Source organism: Chitinophaga sp. 01L420 (assembly GCF_056399985.1).
The window spans coordinates 423,464-438,758 of the sequence record NZ_JBFTSK010000006.1; the positions used below are offsets into that span (position 1 = coordinate 423,464).

Genomic DNA, 15,295 nt, shown 5'->3' on the forward strand with positions numbered 1-15,295 from the left:
AGGTGATGCAGCATGACAAATCAAATCCTTTTTATAGTGATTATTATAGGTTCGGAATAAACAAATGAGATTAACAATGTAAACTTATAAATATTAAAATTAATCATATAGTAAAAACGAATATCTTATAAAATACGAATGCCCTGCGTTCCGGTAAAGAAAGCAGGGCACGGGAACGTATATACGTAAATTATCCGGTTAGATATCCATCTCCGGAATGTCACCTTCTACAATCAACTTACCGGCAGTTTTGGAACGGATTTCTTCTACACTTACACCTGGTGCACGTTCCAGCAACTTAAATCCTTCTGGAGTAACATCCAGCACTGCCAGCTCCGTTACTATCTTCTTCACACAATTAACACCTGTAAGCGGGAGTGTACATTGCGGCAGCAGTTTACTTTCTCCTTTGGGATTGGTATGCATCATAGCCACAATGATATTCCGGGCAGAAGCTACGAGATCCATCGCGCCTCCCATTCCTTTCACCATTTTACCTGGAATCTTCCAGTTGGCGATATCGCCTTTATCAGAAACTTCCATAGCTCCCAGCACAGTGAGGTCTACTTTACCGGCGCGGATCATACCAAAGCTCTCCGCAGAATCGAAAAAGCTACCACCAGCCAGCAAGGTGACGGTTTCTTTACCAGCATTGATCATATCAGCATCAATATCTTCTGCTGCCGGATAAGGACCCATACCCAGTATCCCGTTTTCAGACTGGAGCATAATGGAAACATTGGCAGGAATATAGTTGGATACCAATGTAGGAATACCAATACCCAGGTTCACATACATACCATCCTGCAGCTCCTGCGCTATTCTTTTGGCAATGCCATATTTGTCGAGCGACATAAAATCAGATTTGAAGAGTGGAGAATTTGATGAACTAGATCTTTACAGTCTTGCGTTCAATCCGTTTTTCATAATTACTACCCTGGAAAATGCGGTGCACATAAATGCCCGGCACGTGAATCTGGTCAGGGTCCAGCTCTCCCGGTTGTACCAGGTGTTCTACTTCTACAATGGTAATATTCCCTGCTCTTGCCATAGAAGTGCTGAAATTCCGCGTGGTTTTGCGGAATACCAGGTTACCCATGGTATCGCCCTTCCACGCCTTTACAATGGCATAATCCGCGTGTAGTGCCAGTTCCATCAGGTGAGGCTTTCCATTGAATTCACGGACTTCTTTGCCTTCAGCGATTTCTGTACCGTAACCGGCAGGCGTAAAAAAAGCAGGAATACCCATTCCTGCCATCTGGATACGGGTGGCCAGTGTACCTTGTGGAATCAGGTCTACTTCCAGTTCTCCCGCCAGTAACTGTCTTTCAAATTCTGCATTTTCACCTACATAGGAAGACATCATTTTCCTGATCTGCCTTGTTTTTAACAACAGTCCCAGACCAAAATCATCTACCCCGGCATTATTGGAAATACAGGTAAGATCTTTCACCCCTTTTTTTACCAGGGCGGTAATACAATTTTCCGGAATCCCACACAAACCAAACCCTCCCAGCATCAGCACCGCTCCATCCCGGATATCTTGTAAGGCTTCGTCGGCATTAGCTACTACTTTGTTCATGTTTTGGTGTTTTATAGATTAAGGCTGCCGCTTAACAAACGGCCGGATGGTATCGGCCTTCGGCAATAACAGCACGCTGTCTGCATACGGGAAAAGACTCTTTACACGAAAGCGCAGGGGCGCGTTTTCTTCAATCGGGTTACCCAGCCGCTGCTTCTTGGCAGCGATATCTGTCTGCACCATTTGCATCACTTCTTTTAACCTGCTGGGATGACTTTCATAATATTTATAACTCTCCATAAATTCCTTTACGGTCACTTTATGGATATCCAGTATCTGTTTGTAATAGATCTTTACTTTTTCCTGTCTTACGGAATCATAATTCGGAGAATAGGTGAGCGACAATTGTTGCTCATTACTGTAAGCATCGGCAATAGACATATCTTCCAGGATACTGGTCATTTTCTCCCTGGACAGGTATTTAGATGGTACATTATCACCATCACCACAGGCGAATAAAAACAATACTAACAAAGCCAGGGTGGTGGATTTCATCATTACGTTATTCATTATAGCTATTAGCTTTTAGCGATCAGCTTTTAGTTTAGCGAAGGGCTTTCCCTAATGGCTATTAGCTAAAAGCTAACTGCTGGTTCACTTCATCTGTTGATATTTCTGTGCATTAGGTACGTCCATCTGGGACAGTAGTTCAGCAGCACGGCTTCGCTCCTGCGGCATTGCTTTGGAGAATAGCTTCTGCAGTTCATCCCCCTTGGCGCTGAAAAATGTTTGCATCAACATGGAGTTGGGAATGTCCTGGTGAATGGAAAACAGCATATTCAGGCAATTCAGGATGGTAGCGCGGCCTTTGTTCACATCATCGTACATCACATCCAGTCCCTGCCGGTGATACTGGTACATCACATCATGAAACTGCAGGAATTTCGCGTTCAGGAGATTATCCTGCAGCCAGTAGCGGTTACGGTTCCCTTCAAAGGCTTTCCAGCCGGAGATATCCTTTCCATCCGGGGCATTATTGACAATGTTGAGTGCTTTTTTGAAGTACACATCGCCGCCGCGTGGTGAAAAAGAATCATAATCCAGTCCCAGGATCACATTTACATAATAAGCAAGAATGGCCGTGAGATTGGATGACAGCGGATCATTCCCCACTATGCGGGTATCGCTGTATTCCAGCTGCTGAAATTCAACATAGCGGAATACCACGTTATTATCCTGGATATTCAGCAGACTGGTAACATAACTGCTGTTAAAAACCGGTCTGGTGGCTTGTATGGTCAGTGTGGCCTTATAACTATCGGCCCCGGAGGTACCAGTTACATTGAGCAAAAAATTACATTCTATCCGTTCCGCCGGTGTAAAGGCATCGTTGGCCCAGTGGCGGTTATTGAGGAATTCCCGGATGGAATTTTGCAGGGTAGTAAATATTTTCTTATCTACCCCCTGTACCTGGCCGGCCACTACAGATACGTTGGCTCTGATTTCCTGGGCCTGAACGGGGCGGCAGCAGAATAATACAAATGCGCCTGCCATCAGCAGGAGGAACGGGAAACGGTTATGCATGTTGCAATTCGATTATAGCGGAAACAATATCCTGTGCCACGGCTTGTTTTGATTTTAGCGGGAAACTGGTTTCTTTCCCGTTTTTATCAAACAGCGTTACTTTGTTGGTATCATAGTTAAACCCGGCACCTGCGTCTGCGAGTGAGTTCATTACAATCATGTCCAGGTGCTTTTCCCGCAGTTTTTTGAGGGCATATTCCTTTTCATTGTTTGTCTCCAGTGAGAAGCCGATCAGCAATTGCTGTGGTCCTTTCTGGTCGCCCAGTGAGCGGAGTATGTCGGGTGTTTTTTCGAGATCTATATGTAATTGGGCTTCCCCTTTCTTAATCTTCTTATCCGCCACGTTTGCAGGGCGGTAGTCTGCCACTGCGGCGGCGGCCACTACAATCGCAGCATTGGGATAGCGAACCGTTACCTGGTCAAACATTTCCTGGGCGGTTTGCACGCGGATGGTAGTTACACCGGTATGGGCTGTTTGGTGGGAGGTAGGTCCCAGTACCAGCTGTACGTTGGCGCCGGCATCTGCGAGGGCTTCAGCAATGGCGATTCCCATTTTACCGCTGGAATGGTTGCTGATATAGCGCACCGGGTCAATATGTTCGATGGTAGGCCCGGCTGTTACAATAGCCGTTTTACCACTTAAGGGCTTGTTGCTGTTGTTGTTTGCCTTCGGCAGATGTTGTTGTAGCCAGGCGACTATCTGCTCGGGTTCCGCCATCCGGCCTTCACCGAACAGGCCACTGGCCAGTTCGCCGGAGGCGATGGGTATTTGCTGATGACCGTAGGAGATGAGTTTATCCACATTGCTGCGGGTAGCCGGGTGATGCCACATATCTTCATCCATGGCGGGGGCAAATATAACCGGGCAGGTAGCAGAAAGGTATACTGCCAGCAGCAGGTTATCGCAAAGGCCCATGGCCATTTTGGCGATGGTATTGGCTGAAGCGGGGGCTATAACCATCACATCGGCCCAGCGCCCCAGCGCGACGTGGTTATTCCAGCTGCTATGATCGCTGATATTCATCGGCACCTCGTTTTTGGAGAGGGTGGCGAGGGTGAGGGGGGTAATGAAATCGGCGGCCGCAGGTGTCATAATCACCTTTACCTCAGCGCCTTCCTTTACCAGCAGGCGGATCAGGGTTGCCGCCTTATAGGCAGCAATGCTGCCGGAAACCCCCAGCAGGATCTTCTTTCCTTGTAGCATCTTAATAGCGTCCATGGACATATATAAAAACAAAAGCGGCAGAAATCATTCTGCCGCCATGAAATTAATATTTTTATTTTTCGCAATCGCGAACCTCACAAAATAATGTGTGGCGGATTAGCTAAACAAATCGTCGTCGTTCTTGCGGAAATAAATTTTGCTGTCCAGGAATTCCTGGGTAGCCTGGATAGCCGGATTTGCCAGTCTTTCGTAAAAACGGGAAATCTCAATCTGCTCCTTGTTTTCGTGTACTTCCTCGAGGTTGTCAGTATGACTGGCAAACTCTTCCAGTTTGGAATGGAGCTCCTCTTTCACGGAAATATTGATCTGATTGGCGCGTTTGGCTATCACGGCAATAGACTCATATAAATTACCAGTTCTGTTCTTAATGTCGGTAGTATTTTTGGTTTCTACCCAGGGATTAAGGCTACTGGTTAGACTTCGCTTTAATTTGCTCATTATCCAGTGTTTTAATGTTGTTTTGCGCTAAGGTATAAAATTTTTCGGCATCGAGCTTCAATTTGCTGTTCGGGTAGTGATCCGCGAAGTCCAGGTATTCGTCCAAAACGGTGGCGTAGCGCTCCTTTTGTCTCTCCGGAATACTGTTTTTAGCATAATTATAATAAGCTCTGATGGCCATTACTTTGTATCCATCGCTTTTATCAGAGTCCGGATAGTTGCGCATCAGGTTTTTGAAGGCAATACCGGCTGCTTTGAAAAAGCCCAGGTTATAGTATAATTCGGCGCTGGAGAATTCTTTCTTTTCCAGCTTGCGGCGGCACAACTCTATTACCAGGTTGGCTTCCGACACTTTATCAGCGGTTGGATAGTTATTGATGAAGGTTTGCATGGCAGCAATGGCCTTCATGGTATTGGTCTGATCCAGTGACACTTTAGGCGACTGCTTGTAGTAGCAATAAGCCTGCATGTAGTCAATTTCCACTGCTCTGGGGCTGTTAGGGAACAGATCCAGGTAATTCTTAAACTGGAATGCCGCCTGAACGTAGTCCTTCACGTAATAAGAGCAGTATGCGAAATTATAATACATAGGCTCAAACTTCTCAGTACCCTTATACACCTGTACGAGGTCAGTGTAGAGCGTTATCGCCGTATTGTATTTTTTCTTCTGGAACAACTGGTTGGCGTAGTCCAACTTCTTTTCAAAGTTGTTGCTTTTCTCTATTCTCCGTAATTGGTTATTACAGGAGGTAGATACGATAACCGCAAGAACACTGATGTACAATAAAAATTTCCGCATAAAAGAGTGGCAAAATTAAGAATTAAATGTAAATGTAAGGCAGAGAGATTTTGATTGCTGTTAAAATTTTGCAAAAGAGGGAATTAAATCGTCGAAAGCRGTGTTTTCCACCGCCACCGGAGTTGCTGACAATTTTCCCACCCGGGTGTGGAAAATTGCCTTTTTGACATAAAAAACGAGCGAAAAAAGTCTCAAATTAGAAAAAAAGCATACGCATAAATATTAAAACACCCTATTTTCCCACCCGACATCACTTTCAGGAAGGACAGGCAGGATAGGCGATTTACCGGATATGAACATTCGATACGCTATTATCAACACATTATCCACATACATTCTTTTACAATGCACACAATCGGTGAATAAATGGTAGCAAAGGGCCTCCTATGCAGGCGATCCCATCTGTGGAAAAAATTTATAAAGTATTTTTTCGTTAAAAAGTGGGAAAAAGTGTTATTTTGTGTTAGAAAATGGATTTTCAAGGACTTTGCCCCATGGTATGACAGGATTTCTCGGTGAATATGAATCGACGCTGGACGCAAAAGGACGCTTTCTTTTACCTGCTGGATTTAAAAAGCAGTTATCAGACGGGGCCGGAGGACAGTTTGTGATTAACCGAGGGTTTGAAAAATGCTTGTCCCTGTATCCCATGAACGAATGGCAGCCAATTTTTGAACGTATCAGCAAGTTGAATGACTTTGATCCAAAAGTAAGGGAATTCAGGCGGTACTTTCTAAACGGAGCCACCATTCTGGAGTTAGACAGTGCAGGAAGACTGCTGGTACCAAAAAACCTGCTGTCCTACGCTAATCTGGAAAAAGATATTGTGCTGGCAGCAGCATCCAATAAAATCGAGATCTGGGATAAAGGTAAATACCAGGAGTTCTTTGAAAATTTCTCACCAGGAGCGTTCAGTGATCTGGCACAACAGGTAATGGGAGGAGGAGATAACAACATTTCAATTTAAAGAGGGGAGCATATGGGCGAACAACAATATCATTTACCCGTTCTGCTGCAGGAAACAACGGAGCTGTTACAAATAAACCCGGAAGGGATTTATGTAGACGCCACGTTTGGAGGCGGAGGACATTCAAAAGCCATACTGGGGGAACTGGGTGAAAAAGGACGGCTGATAGTATTTGATCAGGATGAAGATGCTTACCGAAACAGGATCATAGACGAACGCGTCACCTTTGTACAACAAAATTTCCGTCATCTGCAACGCTTTCTGAAATTACATAAAGCAGAACAGGTAGACGGGGTACTGGCAGATCTGGGCGTTTCATCGCACCAGTTTGATACAGCAGAAAGAGGATTCAGCATTCGCTTCGATGGCGATCTGGACATGCGAATGGACACGAGAACCGAATTTACTGCGGCACAATTGCTGGCCACTTGGGGCGAAGCACGGTTACAACTGATTTTCCAGGAATACGGAGAAGTAACCAACGCCAAAACCCTCGCACAAACAATTGTAAAGCAGCGCAAAACACACCCCATGCGCACCATCACTGACTTCAAATCCGTGATCCAGCCCATCGTAAAAGGCAACCCGCAAAAATACCTGGCGCAGGTTTTCCAGGCATTGCGTATAGCCGTTAACGATGAACTGGGCGCTCTGAAAGATTTACTGGAGCAAGCTACCAACGTACTCAAACCGGGAGGCAGACTCGCCGTCATTACTTTCCACTCGCTGGAAGACAGGATGGTGAAAAATTTTATGAAGACAGGAAGTTTTGAAGAAGCACCCGAAGATCCGTTTGCGAAAGAAATACCCCCTAAATTGTTCAGATTAATCACAAAAAAACCGGTTACCGCCAGTGATGCAGAATTGAAGCTTAATGGAAGATCCAGAAGTGCAAAACTGCGGGTGGCCGAAAAACAAGCGTGACGCGGCTTTAAACCGCTCACCACATCCTACCCTATCCTATACACATCTGTTTGATTTGCGTTCAGGTTTATATTGTCAATTTTTAAAAAAGGCATAGAGCGTGTTGCAGGAAGAAACTATAGAAACAAACCAGGATATTCCGGCTGAAGAAAATAATATTCTCCCGGAACAACGAAAAGAATGGCGTTTGCGCATCAACTACAGAGCGTTGGTACAAAACATGCCCTTTATCGGCTTTCTGGCTTTCCTGGCCCTGATCTATATTGCTAACAGTCACCTCGCCGAAAAAAAAATCCGACGTATAAACAAACTTGGCAAAGAAATAAAAGAGCTGAAGTGGGAGTACATCAACGTGAAAAGTGAGCTCATGTTTCGAAGCAAAATGAGTGAAGTCAGTAAATCTGTAGAGCCGCTGGGACTTAAACAACTCAGCTCTCCTCCACAAAAGATTGTGCTGAAAAAGGATACAGAAAAATGAATTTATCACTGATGCCTGACGCTGCCCGCCTGACTTGAACTCAGGTCGGGGATGCTGGTAAATCAAATCAATGGCAAGCATCTCAAATACAAATGCAGCCAGTGTCAGGTATCTTATTATTATAAGCTATTAGCTGTTAGCCCTTCGCCACCCATGGTTGAGGGCATTAATGCTAAAAGCTGATAGCTAAAGGTAAAACAACACTAGTCTAAAAGCTAACTGCTAATGGCTAAAAGCTAATAAAATGAATAAGTGGATGTAAAAAAGGACATATTGTGGAGAGTGTATTTGTGCCTGATCGGCATGATGCTGTTTGGCGTGGCCATTCTGGTGAAAGTATTCTATATCCAGAACGTACAAGGAAACTACTGGCGCAGCATGGCCGATAGTCTCCATACCGGATACGTTGCCCTGGATGCAGAAAGAGGCACCATCTACTCCGAGGAAGGCAGAATGCTGTCTACCTCTATTCCTTATTTCGACATCCGCATAGATTTTGCCGCCGATGGTCTCCGCGACAAAAATGGAAAAATATTCAAGGAAAACCTGGACTCCCTCTCCTACAAATTGTCGGAAGTATTCGGTGATCGCAGCAAGATCGCCTACAAACAATTACTGCAGGAAGGATATAAATCAAAGGATCGCTACTTCTTATTAAAAAGAGACGTACCCTTTAATCAATACCAGGAATTACGCAGCTTCCCCATGTTTCGCCTCGGCAAAAACAAAGGCGGTATGATCGCTGAATCTAAAAGTAAGCGCATCAACCCCTTTAAACTGCTGGCCAACAGAACCATCGGGCTCGCCCGCGAAAACTCTCAAAGCGTAGGCATCGAAAGAACCTACAACGAATACCTGAAAGGCGTTACCGGTAAAAGACTGATGCGCCGCATCGCCGGAGGTACCTATGTTCCCGTTGATGGCTACGACATCGAACCCGAAAACGGACGCGATGTGGTGACCACCATCGATGTAAACATGCAGGATATCGTGGAAACAGCCCTCATGAACATGATGGTGCAAAATGAAGCAGACCACGGTACCTGTATACTCATGGAAGTGAAAACAGGTAAAATAAAAGCCATCGCCAACCTCGGTAAACAACCCGATGGCAACGGCTACTGGGAAGATATGAACTATGCACTGCAGGTAGCGGAACCAGGTTCCACTTTTAAGCTGGCTACCATTATCTCAGTGCTGGAAGATAAATATGCCACCATGAATAGCATGGTAAACATGGATGGTGGACACTGGCAGGTAGGACGCAGAACGGTATTCGATTCCGAACCGCATCCCGGCCCACAGAATGTAACCGTGAAACACGCATTCGAACTCAGTTCCAATGTGGGAATGGCTAAACTGGCCTACCAGTTCTATAATCGGCAACCGAATAATTTTGTCGCCCATTTGAAAAAATTACGGCTCGACCAAATTACCGGTATCGACCTGATAGGTGAAGGAAGACCTGTGATTAAAACCACTGCTTCCAAAACATGGAGCAATACTTCCCTGCCCTGGATGGCATTCGGATATGAAGTGCTTATCAGCCCGTTGCAAACCTGCATGCTGTACAACGCAGTAGCTAACAACGGTAAAATGATGAAACCCTACCTCGTCAATTCCATTCAGGAATATGGCCAGGTAGTAAAACAATTTGAGCCTACTGTAGTGTTAGATAGCATCTGTTCCCGAAGCACGCTTAAACAGGTACAGGCCATGCTGGAAGGTGTGCCAATAGAGGGTACCGCTAAGAAATTGCGTACTCCTTATTACAACTTCGCTGCGAAGACAGGTACTGCACTCGTGGCAAATGGCAACCGTGGATATGCAGACAAAATCTACCAGTCATCATTTGCTGGCTATTTCCCGGCAAATGATCCACAGTACACCTGTGTGGTAGTCATAAAAAACAAACCGCATGCTTTGCGCTTTTACGGTGCAAACGTTGCGGGTCCCGTGTTTAGGGAAGTGGCAGATAAACTGTATGCCATTGCAGTGGAAAGACAAAAACCAATGCAGGCAACCATACAACTGGATACCCTCCTGTCCCTGAAAAATGGAAAAGGCAGCGAATGGAAACAAATCCTGGGTACCCTGCAACTGCCAATAGGCACCGCTCCTGCCAACAACAGCTGGGTAAGTGCCAGGGTAACAGATCGTAAAATTGCCTTCCAGGCCGTAGCGCAAACAAAAGGCGCCGTACCGGATGTAACTGGAATGGGATTGAAAGACGCACTGTACCTGCTCGAAAATGCAGGCCTGCGGGTAGTAGTAAAAGGCGCCGGAAAAGTGAAAGTGCAATCACTCCCCGGCGGAACTAAAATAGGAAACGAACAAACAATCGTAATAGAACTGAGTTAGATGAAGACGCTGCGCGACATATTGTATAATGTAAGCATCCTGGCGGTGCATGGTAATACAGATATTACCATCAACGCCCTGACAACCGACTCCAGGTCCATCGGAGCCGGAGATGCTTTCATTGCGGTGAAAGGAGTACATGTGGACGGACACATATATATTGAAAAAGCCATCGGGCTGGGAGCTGTAGCAGTGATCTGTGAAACATTACCGGAACAATTATCTGAAAATGTATGCTATGTACAGGTAAGCAACAGCACTAACAGCACTGGTATCATGGCGGGGAACTTCTATGATAACCCCTCTCATAAAATTCAACTGGTAGGGGTAACTGGTACCAATGGGAAAACCACCATTGCTACTCTGTTGTTCCGATTGTTTACCAAACTGGGATATCACTGTGGACTATTATCTACGGTACAAAATCAGATAGGCGATACCGTTATACCAGCCACACATACTACACCCGATCCCATCAACCTCAATGCCCTGCTGGCACAGATGGTAGATGACGGTTGCCTGTATGTGTTTATGGAAGTAAGTTCTCACGCCATCCACCAGCAACGTATTGCAGGATTAAAATTCGCGGGAGGCATCTTCAGTAATATTACCCATGATCACCTGGACTATCACAAAACTTTTGATGAATATATCCGGGTGAAAAAATCATTCTTTGACAATCTCCCGGCTGGCGCATTTGCCATCACCAACCTCGATGATAAAAGAGGTACCGTGATGCTGCAAAATACCAAAGCGAAAAAGGCGACCTACAGCCTCCGTACCCTGGCTGATTTCAAAGGAAAGATCCTGGAAAATAATCTGACAGGACTCGTGATGCTGGTCGGTGACACAGAGGTACATTTCCGTCTAATCGGTGAATTTAATGCCTACAACCTCCTGGCAGTCTATGGCGCTGCAGTACTGTTAGGTATCGATAAAGCGAAAGTCTTACAGGCACTCAGCGACACACAAGGCGCAGAAGGCAGGTTTGATTATATCATTTCAGACAAAGAACAAATCATTGCTATAGTAGATTACGCACATACACCGGATGCCTTGAAAAATGTACTGGCAACCATCAAAAATCTGCGAAAAGGCAACGAACAGGTGATTACCGTGGTAGGTTGCGGTGGCGACAGAGACACCACCAAACGTCCTATCATGGGAGATGTAGCCGTTGAAAACAGTGACCGCGTTATCCTGACATCTGATAATCCCCGCTCGGAAGATCCCGTGGCGATTATCCATGAAATGGAAGCCGGTGTTCCCGTTCATCTGAAAAGAAAAGTCATTTCCATTGCCGACAGGAAAGAAGCTATTAAAACAGCACTCTCCCTGGCTAACAGAGAAGACATCATTCTCGTAGCTGGCAAAGGACATGAAAAATACCAGGAAATCAAAGGAGTGAAACATCACTTCGATGATAAAGAAGTGCTGCTCGAGATGATGAAGCTGATGGACAAATAAAATTAAAACTGAAACGAGATACTTAATAATCCAATGACTTAAAAGCCTGTCTCCCGAACAGCGGAGGACTGGTTACGACTAAAACATATGTTATATTATTTTTTAAATTACCTGAAAACAGAATTTAAGATCAGCGTCATCGGCGGTGGTATGTTTCAGTATATCACTTTCCGTGTAACGATGGCATTATTGCTATCGCTGGTTATTTCATTGCTGTTCGGTAAAAGGATTATTAGGTTTTTACAACGTAAACAAATCGGTGAAACCATTCGTGAACTGGGCCTTTCCGGAGAAAATACCAAAAAAGGAACTCCGACCATGGGTGGACTGATTATCCTTTCAGCGATTGTTATACCTACTTTACTCTTTGCACAAATCGCGAATGTATATATCTGGCTGATCTTATTATCTACTGTATGGTTAGGTTTGATCGGATTCCTGGATGATTATATCAAAGTATTTAAAAAGAATAAAGAAGGACTGGCCGGAAGGTTTAAAATCATGGGACAGGTAGGACTGGGCCTGATTGTTGGTTGTACGCTTTACTTCAACAACGATGTAGTAGTCTCCCGCGAAGTAATGGGTGCAAAGAAACTGGCGCCTTATGAAAGGCAGATCACCAACCATCCTGAACGTGTAACCCGCGATGGACACAGGTTCGTGGATGTTAAAACGCCCATCACCACTATTCCTTTTGTAAAGAATCATGAGTTCAATTATTCAAAACTGATCTCCTGGATTCCCGGAGCAGAAAAATATACGTTCATACTCTATATACTGATCGTCATCTTCATTATTACTGCTGTATCCAACGGCGCTAATCTGACAGATGGGCTGGACGGCCTGGCAACAGGGGTTTCAGGGATCATAGGTGTAGGCCTGGGTATCTTCGCCTACGTATCTGGTAATATTCAGTTTGCAGAATATCTGAACATTATGTATATCCCCAACCTGGGAGAGTTGTCCATATTCATTGCTGCTTTTGTAGGCGCCTGCATAGGATTTCTCTGGTATAATGCTTATCCGGCACAGGTGTTTATGGGCGATACCGGAAGTCTGGCACTGGGTGGTATCATTGCATCCCTGGCCATCATTGTAAGAAAAGAATTACTGATACCCATTTTCTGTGGCGTATTCCTGGTAGAACTGTTATCTGTGATGTTGCAGGTATCCTATTTCAAATACACCAAGAAAAAATATGGCGAAGGCAGACGCATACTGAAAATGTCACCACTGCATCACCATTACCAGAAAATAGGTTATCACGAAAGCAAAATATCAGTGCGCTTCTGGATTATTACCATCATGTGTGTGGTGGTAGCTATTGCAACACTGAAAATGAGATAATATTAAACTAACAACGAAGACTAAACGAAATGGAACATAAACTCATCATATTAGGAGYCGGAGAAAGTGGTATAGGGGCAGCCTTGCTGGGAAAACAGCAGGGGTATGATGTATTTGTATCTGATGGAGGAACAATAAAAGATAATTATAAACAGGAACTGGCGGTAAACCAGATCTCTTTTGAAGAAGGACATCATTCCTGGGACGTTATACTGGAGGCCAACGAAATTGTAAAAAGCCCTGGTATCCCTGAAAAATCGGAGTTGATGAAAAAGGTACGCGAAAAAGGCATACCCGTGATTTCTGAAATAGAGCTGGCCTACCGTTTCTCGACAGGTAAAAAGATCATTGCCATCACCGGCAGCAACGGCAAAAGCACCACTACGGCCCTCACCTACCACATCTTCAAAAACGCAGGATTGAATGTGGCAATGGTGGGAAATATTGGTATCAGCTATGCAAGGCAGGTGGCAACCGCACCAGCGGAGTATTATGTGATTGAAATCAGCAGCTTCCAGCTGGATGACATTAAGGACTTCAAACCCAATGTGGCCATCCTGCTGAACATTACGCCTGATCATCTGGATCGCTACGATTACAAAATGGAAAATTACGTAGCCTCCAAATTCAGAATCGCCATGAACCAGACAGCGGAAGACTACTTCATCTACTGCATGGATGATCCTGAGATCATGCGACATTTAGCGCAGCAACCCATTTATTCAGCATCAATACCTTTTACCATCATGAAACCACTGAAAGAAGGCGGCTTTATTGCCAACGACCAGTTGAACATCGATGTCAACGGAGATCCGGTTATCATGTCCATGTATGACCTGTCACTAAAGGGAAAACATAATCTTTATAATTCGATGGCAGCAGCAATTGCAGGCAGAACCATGGATATTAGAAACGAGAAAATCCGCGAGAGTCTTACTTCGTTTGAAAGCCTCGAACACCGGATGGAATATGTGACGAGCGTAAGAGGAGTCGATTTTATTAATGATAGCAAAGCTACCAATGTAAACTCCGTTTGGTTTGCACTGGAAAGTTTTGATAAACCCATTGTCCTGATCATGGGCGGTGTGGATAAAGGCAACGACTACGATGCCATCCGGGATCTGATAAAAGAAAAGGTAAAGGCAATAGTTTGCCTGGGGGTAGACAACACTCCCATCTTTGCTGCGTTATCAAAAGATACACCGGTCATGATCAACACTACCAGCATGCATGATGCGGTGCTGGAAGCCTTTAAACAGGCCACCAAAGGAGATATAGTTTTACTGTCTCCCGCCTGCGCCAGTTTCGATCTCTTCAAAAATTATGAAGACAGAGGCCGGAAGTTTAAAGATGAAGTGAAAGCATTGTAAAAAGCTACCGAATAAATGGACCAAACTAAAAATTAACAACAAAAAGCAGGAAAGCTAAAAGCTAACTGCTAAAAGCTAATAGCTAAAATGATAGGATTGCTCTATAGAACAAAAGGCGATAAGGTTATCTGGACGATAGTATTTTTTCTATCGCTGGTAAGCCTGCTCGCTGTATATAGCGCTACTGGCTCACTCGCTTACCGCGAAAGGGGCGGCCATACGGAGTATTATCTCCTGAAGCAGCTCACCGTACTGGTAATGGGGCTGGTGATCATTTACTTTGCACACCGCGTGAACTATACTATTTATTCCCGCGTGGCGCAGATAGGCTTCCTGGTATCCATACCATTACTGGTATATACACTGGCCTTCGGCCGGCATTTGAATGATGCCAGCAGGTGGATCAGTTTACCTATCATTAACCTCACCTTCCAGACATCAGATGTGGCCAAATTAGCCATCTTCATGTATGTAAGCAGGCAATTATCCAGGCGTCAAAACCTGATCACTGATTTCAAAAAAGGCTTTTTGCCTATCATTATACCAGTAGGCATCATCTGCGCACTGATCATGCCAGCCAATATGAGTACGGCGTTGCTATTGGGCGCCAGCTGCATGTTGCTCTGTTTTATAGGCAGGGTGCCGCTAAGGTTCCTCGCTTCTATGGTGGCGGCAGGCGCGGTATTGGTGGTATTACTTTTCATGGTCGCAAAACTGACGAGCATGGAAATGCGTACCAAAACCTGGGAAAAGCGTATCGACAACTTCATGCATGGAGATCATACAGATATGCCTTACCAGGTACAACAAGCC

15 protein-coding genes are annotated in these 15,295 nt (G+C 45.0%); 8 read left to right on the top strand and 7 right to left on the bottom strand.

What is annotated here, in order from left to right; all coding sequences use genetic code 11:
- Positions 1 to 198: 198 nt before the first annotated feature.
- From AC1DP6_RS09130 to AC1DP6_RS09160, 7 genes are all read right to left on the bottom strand, one after another.
- Complete coding sequence (locus AC1DP6_RS09130) at positions 199 to 855, bottom strand: 3-oxoacid CoA-transferase subunit B (RefSeq protein ID WP_477054552.1); 657 nt, start codon at positions 853 to 855, stop codon at positions 199 to 201.
- Positions 856 to 889: 34 nt separating this feature from the next.
- The gene (locus AC1DP6_RS09135) at positions 890 to 1,582 is read right to left on the bottom strand and encodes a CoA transferase subunit A (protein WP_477023052.1); all 693 of its coding nucleotides are present in this window, start codon (positions 1,580 to 1,582) and stop codon (positions 890 to 892) included.
- 18 nt (positions 1,583 to 1,600) lie between these two features.
- Positions 1,601 to 2,092: a DUF4296 domain-containing protein gene (locus tag AC1DP6_RS09140; RefSeq protein ID WP_477054553.1), complete on the bottom strand. Its 492-nt coding sequence runs from the start codon at positions 2,090 to 2,092 to the stop codon at positions 1,601 to 1,603.
- Positions 2,093 to 2,176: 84 nt separating this feature from the next.
- Positions 2,177 to 3,106 carry a type IX secretion system protein PorD gene (gene porD / locus AC1DP6_RS09145; RefSeq protein WP_477054554.1) on the bottom strand — a complete coding sequence of 310 codons (930 nt, stop codon included), beginning with the start codon at positions 3,104 to 3,106 and terminating at the stop codon, positions 2,177 to 2,179.
- Complete coding sequence (gene coaBC, locus AC1DP6_RS09150; RefSeq protein WP_477054555.1) at positions 3,099 to 4,325, bottom strand: bifunctional phosphopantothenoylcysteine decarboxylase/phosphopantothenate--cysteine ligase CoaBC; 1,227 nt, start codon at positions 4,323 to 4,325, stop codon at positions 3,099 to 3,101. The genes porD and coaBC overlap by 8 nt, the downstream gene beginning before the upstream one ends.
- 102 nt (positions 4,326 to 4,427) lie before the next feature.
- Positions 4,428 to 4,769: a DNA-directed RNA polymerase subunit omega gene (locus AC1DP6_RS09155; protein WP_079469388.1), complete on the bottom strand. Its 342-nt coding sequence runs from the start codon at positions 4,767 to 4,769 to the stop codon at positions 4,428 to 4,430.
- Complete coding sequence (locus AC1DP6_RS09160; RefSeq protein ID WP_477023056.1) at positions 4,738 to 5,568, bottom strand: outer membrane protein assembly factor BamD; 831 nt, start codon at positions 5,566 to 5,568, stop codon at positions 4,738 to 4,740. Before AC1DP6_RS09160 ends, AC1DP6_RS09155 begins: the two co-directional genes overlap by 32 nt.
- Positions 5,569 to 6,067: 499 nt before the next feature.
- Here AC1DP6_RS09160 and mraZ point away from each other — a divergent pair, with 499 nt between their 5' ends.
- The 8 genes from mraZ to AC1DP6_RS09200 form a co-directional block, all read left to right on the top strand.
- Positions 6,068 to 6,535 carry a division/cell wall cluster transcriptional repressor MraZ gene (mraZ, locus tag AC1DP6_RS09165; protein WP_106527296.1) on the top strand — a complete coding sequence of 156 codons (468 nt, stop codon included), beginning with the start codon at positions 6,068 to 6,070 and terminating at the stop codon, positions 6,533 to 6,535.
- A gap of 12 nt (positions 6,536 to 6,547) precedes the next feature.
- Entirely contained in the window at positions 6,548 to 7,459 is a 912-nt protein-coding gene (rsmH, locus tag AC1DP6_RS09170) for a 16S rRNA (cytosine(1402)-N(4))-methyltransferase RsmH (protein ID WP_477054556.1), read from the top strand.
- 100 nt (positions 7,460 to 7,559) lie between these two features.
- Positions 7,560 to 7,937: an FtsL-like putative cell division protein gene (locus AC1DP6_RS09175; RefSeq protein WP_477054557.1), complete on the top strand. Its 378-nt coding sequence runs from the start codon at positions 7,560 to 7,562 to the stop codon at positions 7,935 to 7,937.
- A gap of 252 nt (positions 7,938 to 8,189) precedes the next feature.
- Positions 8,190 to 10,298, top strand: coding sequence for a penicillin-binding protein (locus tag AC1DP6_RS09180; protein ID WP_477054558.1), 2,109 nt, complete (start codon positions 8,190 to 8,192; stop codon positions 10,296 to 10,298).
- Positions 10,299 to 11,765: a UDP-N-acetylmuramoyl-L-alanyl-D-glutamate--2,6-diaminopimelate ligase gene (locus AC1DP6_RS09185; RefSeq protein ID WP_477054559.1), complete on the top strand. Its 1,467-nt coding sequence runs from the start codon at positions 10,299 to 10,301 to the stop codon at positions 11,763 to 11,765.
- A gap of 87 nt (positions 11,766 to 11,852) precedes the next feature.
- On the top strand, positions 11,853 to 13,112 hold the full coding sequence (mraY, locus tag AC1DP6_RS09190) for a phospho-N-acetylmuramoyl-pentapeptide-transferase (protein WP_441573621.1): 1,260 nt from the start codon (positions 11,853 to 11,855) through the stop codon (positions 13,110 to 13,112).
- Between the two features lie 29 nt (positions 13,113 to 13,141).
- Positions 13,142 to 14,482 carry a UDP-N-acetylmuramoyl-L-alanine--D-glutamate ligase gene (murD, locus tag AC1DP6_RS09195; protein WP_477054560.1) on the top strand — a complete coding sequence of 447 codons (1,341 nt, stop codon included), beginning with the start codon at positions 13,142 to 13,144 and terminating at the stop codon, positions 14,480 to 14,482.
- Positions 14,483 to 14,569: 87 nt separating this feature from the next.
- The coding region (locus AC1DP6_RS09200; RefSeq protein ID WP_477054561.1) for an FtsW/RodA/SpoVE family cell cycle protein at positions 14,570 to 15,295 on the top strand (726 nt) is incomplete at its 3' end.